Origin of the sequence: Oerskovia sp. NPDC060287 (assembly GCF_042726775.1) — a bacterium.
Classification (GTDB): Bacteria; Actinomycetota; Actinomycetes; order Actinomycetales; family Cellulomonadaceae; genus Oerskovia; species Oerskovia merdavium.
The window spans coordinates 1-4,043 of record NZ_JBHXBO010000307.1 but is presented as its reverse complement, the minus strand read 5'-3'; the positions used below and the strand labels follow the sequence as shown (position 1 = coordinate 4,043).

General features: G+C 70.3%; 3 protein-coding genes. All 3 read left to right on the top strand.

All coding sequences use genetic code 11. The features are described from left to right. Positions 1–65 precede the first annotated feature (65 nt). Positions 66–2,627, top strand: a complete 2,562-nt coding sequence (locus tag ACFWFR_RS17945; protein WP_377623949.1) for a CHAT domain-containing protein — start codon at positions 66–68, stop codon at positions 2,625–2,627. 308 nt (positions 2,628–2,935) lie between these two features. Further along, positions 2,936–3,463, top strand: a complete 528-nt coding sequence (gene rplJ / locus ACFWFR_RS17940; protein ID WP_030151947.1) for a 50S ribosomal protein L10 — start codon at positions 2,936–2,938, stop codon at positions 3,461–3,463. A gap of 108 nt (positions 3,464–3,571) precedes the next feature. Then, complete coding sequence (rplL, locus tag ACFWFR_RS17935) at positions 3,572–3,955, top strand: 50S ribosomal protein L7/L12 (RefSeq protein WP_030151946.1); 384 nt, start codon at positions 3,572–3,574, stop codon at positions 3,953–3,955. Positions 3,956–4,043: the final 88 nt, after the last annotated feature.

Sequence of the window (4,043 nt, the reverse complement as noted above, 5' to 3'; positions counted from 1 at the left end):
CCCTGGTGCACGCACCAGGGTCCCCGTCGAGCGCCGCCGACCCGGCGATTGGCTACCGTGTCCCTGTGAGGGACAAGGTCGATCGAGCGCGAGCGTTCTACATCCGTGCCCGGCAGCAGAACGACGAAGAGTTCTTCGTCGAGGCGCTCGCAAGCTACCGGGACATGCTCGACGTGATCGGCGATCCTCGAGATGCTGGGGACGAGCAGGCCGACCTCCGTTCGCTGTGGCCTCGCGCGATCCTGGGGGCAGCCCGGTGCGGCTACGAGGTGACGGGCGACCTCGGAGAGGCTCTCCACCTGCTCGACGACGCTGAGTCGTGGTGCCACGAGGTCGATCTCGCGGACGAGCTGATCGCGGTCCAGGGGCAGCGGGGGCTTCTCCTGCTCCGAGCCGGAGACGTCTCCGGCGCACTGGCCGAGCTCGACCGTGCAGCGCCTGCGCAGTCCACGGTCGTGTCGAGGGACACCGCGATCGTGCTGCTCAACCGAGGCGCGTTGCACCTCGAGGTGGGGGCGGTCGACGACGCTCGCCGGGATCTCGGAGCGTCGGTCGAGCACGCGCGAACTGTGGGCGACGTCTCGATCGAGGCGAAGGGTCGGCACAACCTCGGCTATGCCGAGTTCCTGCACGGTGACCTGCCGCTGGCCCTGCGACTCATGGACGAGGCGAGCGAGCTGGACCCCAGTGACGAGGACGCCGTCGGGCTCCTGGACCGCGCCGTCGTCCTGCAGGAGGCCGGACTGGTCACGGAGGCGGTCGCCGTGCTCGAACGGGCGACGTCGATCCTCGACCAGAGTGGGTCGCTCGCCGACCTTGCCAGGGTTCGCTTCGACATCGCGCGCTGCCTGCTCCACCTGCGGCAGACCGAGCGCGCGGCAGAGCTCGCGGGAGAGGCGAAGTCCGCTTTCCACAGCCAGTCCAACGTGGTCTGGGCGCTGCGCAGCGAGCTCGTCCGGCAGGAGGCCCTGCTGGCCGGCCTCTCGAAGAGTGCTGCACCCGACGACTTCCGGGAAGTGGCGAGGAACGCGGGGGAGATCGCCGAGAAGGCCCGTGAGATGCCTCCGGTCCTGGTCGGTGTACCGGCGCGCGTGCTGCAGGCCGAGGCTTACGTCCGAGCCGGCGACGTGGCTCGCGCGCGAGGAGCGCTCGAGGCCGTGACGTCGTCCCCGCGCTCCTGGAGCCTCGCGGTACGGATCCAGCGCGAGGCCGTGCGCGCCATGGTCGCGTTCGGTGACGGAGATCGTCGTCGCGGCCTCGCCGCGATCCGTCGAGGGCAGGAGGCGCTGGTCTCCCACCGGTCCCGTCTGGGGTCTGTCGACGTCGTGACGGCTTCTGCTGTCCACGGTGTGCGACTGGGCATCGTCGACGTCGACGCGGCCTTCCGGACAGGTCGGGCGAGCGCGGTGTTCGACGCGGTGGAACGGGGGCGCGCGGCATTTGCGGGTACCGGACGGGTGCGCCCGGCCACCGACCCTGTGCTGGCCGAGCTCCTCGCCTCCGCCCGCCGCGAGGTCGAGGCGGCTCGAGGCCTGGGTACCGCGGCCGAGGCCGGGGCGCTCGAGGAGCGCCAGCTCCACCTGGGGGCCGCGCGACGCTTCCAGGAAGAGGCGCGCCGACGGATGTGGCAACGGACCGGCGACGACAGCAGGCCGCGCCCGACCAGCGAGCGCTCGCTGCGCCGGGCGCTGTCCGCCCTGCCGTCCGGGCCGACGGTCGCCAACATCGTCATCCACGAAGGGCACGTGTCGGCCGTGCGCGTCTCGCAGGACGGGGCGTCCATCGTGAGGCTCGCCCCCCTCGACGTTGTGGCCGAGCTCGTCCGGCGTGCACGTGCGGACTTCGCAGTCCTCTCGAACGCCCTGATCCCGGCGCCGATGAGATTGGCGGCGACGTCGTCGCTGCGCAAGGTCCTGGTCAGGCTCGACGACGCTCTCCTCGGGCCGCTCCAGGTGGTCGGCGACCTGCACGTCACGGCGCGGGACCTCCTCCTTGCCGTGCCCTGGATGTCTCTCCCGTCACGGGCCGGGGCGCGCACCTGGGTCAACTCCTGGGTGGATCTCCAGGTGGAGGCCGAGACGGAGCGACCCGGCGGTGTGGTCGTCGTCAGCGGGCCGGGTCTCCTGGCGTCGGACGAGGAGACCCGTCTCGTGGCACGGGCCTGGGGCGGGGCGACGCTCCTGACCGGCGCGGACGCCACGTGCCACAACGTCGTGGAGTCTCTTGACGGGGCGGGCGTCGTCCACCTCGCCGCGCACGGGACGCACGAGACCGACAACCCGTTGTTCTCCTCGTTGCGTCTCACGGACGGTCCGTTGTTCGCGCACGAGCTCGACGGGATCGACCTCAGCGGCGCGGTCGTCGTGCTCTCGGCCTGCGAGGTCGGTCTCTCCTCGGTCCGCACGGGGGGTGAGCCGCTGGGACTCACGAGCGTCCTCGTGCGTCTCGGGGCGCGGGCGGTGATCGCGAGCATCGCTCCGCTGCGGGACGACGTCGCCGCGCGGGTCATGCCCAGGTTGCACGCGGAGCTCGCTCGAGGGGCTACGCCGGGCGATGCGCTCGCTCGTGCCATCAGCGTGGAGGACGAGCCGGTGCCGCTGGTGTGTTTCGGCCCGCTCGTGGCCTGATCTCGACGGCTTTCGACGTCCTGGCGTCACGCCGACTGTCGATTTGGACCACACGCCCGCGTCACGTACTCTGTTCCAGTACCCAAGACCGCCGGTCGTACCGTCCTGCCCGCTGACTCGTCAGCTGCAGTCCGGACCGAAGTCCCGCAGAAGTGCGGAGGCCAGCGCAGGTGAGAGTTCACGGAGCGGGCGAGAGCCTGCACTTCGAGCCCCGCGCCTGCGCGGGGCTCTTCTCGTCTCCGCAGGACCTCACCCCCCAGGGCCCCCGCCCTGCGGAGACCGGTGGCACCACCACCGGAAGGATTGCCATGGCGAGGCCGGACAAGGCAGCCGCAGTCGCAGAGCTCACGGAGAACTTCCGCGAGTCGAACGCGGCCGTGCTGACCGAGTACCGCGGGCTCACCGTCGCGCAGCTCAAGCAGCTGCGTCGGTCGCTCAGCGGCAACGCAACCTACGCCGTGGTGAAGAACACGCTGACCGCCATCGCGGCCAAGGAAGCCGGCATCGAGATCGACGCCGACTTCAAGGGCCCCTCGGCCATCGCCTTCGTGACCGGTGACCCGGTCGAGGCGGCCAAGGGCCTGCGTGACTTCGCCAAGGCGAACCCCGCACTGGTCATCAAGGGCGGTGTCCTCGACGGACGCTCCCTGACCGCTGCGGACATCACCAAGCTCGCGGACCTCGAGTCCCGCGAGGTCCTGCTGGCCAAGCTGGCCGGCGCGTTCAAGCAGCCGCTCTACCAGGCGGCATACCTGTTCAACGCGCCCGCCTCGCAGGCCGTTCGCACCATCGATGCCCTGCGCCTCAAGCAGGAATCGGAGAGCGCTGCAGCCTGACCCTCCTCGGAGGATCACGCAGCACGCACACACCCCCTCTGCTTCCAGCAGGGCTCTGTGGATCGTTGACAGGGCCGCTGCCGAGCACCAACCGAAAGGACCGCCATCATGGCGAAGCTCAGCACCGAAGAGCTCATCGAGCAGTTCAAGGGCCTCTCCCTCATCGAGCTCTCTGAGTTCGTGAAGGCGTTCGAGGACGCTTTCGAGGTCACCGCAGCCGCTCCGGCCGCCGTCGCCGTTGCAGGCCCCGCGGCCGCTGCCGCCGAGGAGGTCGAGGAGAAGACGGAGTTCGACGTCATCCTCGAGGCTGCCGGCGACAAGAAGATCCAGGTCATCAAGGAGGTGCGTGCCCTCACGAGCCTCGGCCTGAAGGAGGCCAAGGACCTCGTTGACGGCGCCCCCAAGCCCGTCCTGGAGAACGTCGCCAAGGACGCTGCTGACAAGGCCAAGGCTGCCCTCGAGGGCGCCGGCGCAACCGTCACCGTCAAGTGATCACTGCCCTTCGGGGCGGTATCGCATGACAGGTCGCCTCGCGCGACCTGACAGGTAGCACAGGCGACGAGGCCCGCACCCTCCGGGG

Bases quoted from the DNA above. Each gene is read 5' to 3' on its own strand.
- rplL (WP_030151946.1), top strand. From the start codon at position 3,572: ATGGCGAAGCTCAGCACCGAAGAGCTCATCGAGCAGTTCAAGGGCCTC.
- rplJ (WP_030151947.1), top strand. From the start codon at position 2,936: ATGGCGAGGCCGGACAAGGCAGCCGCAGTCGCAGAGCTCACGGAGAAC.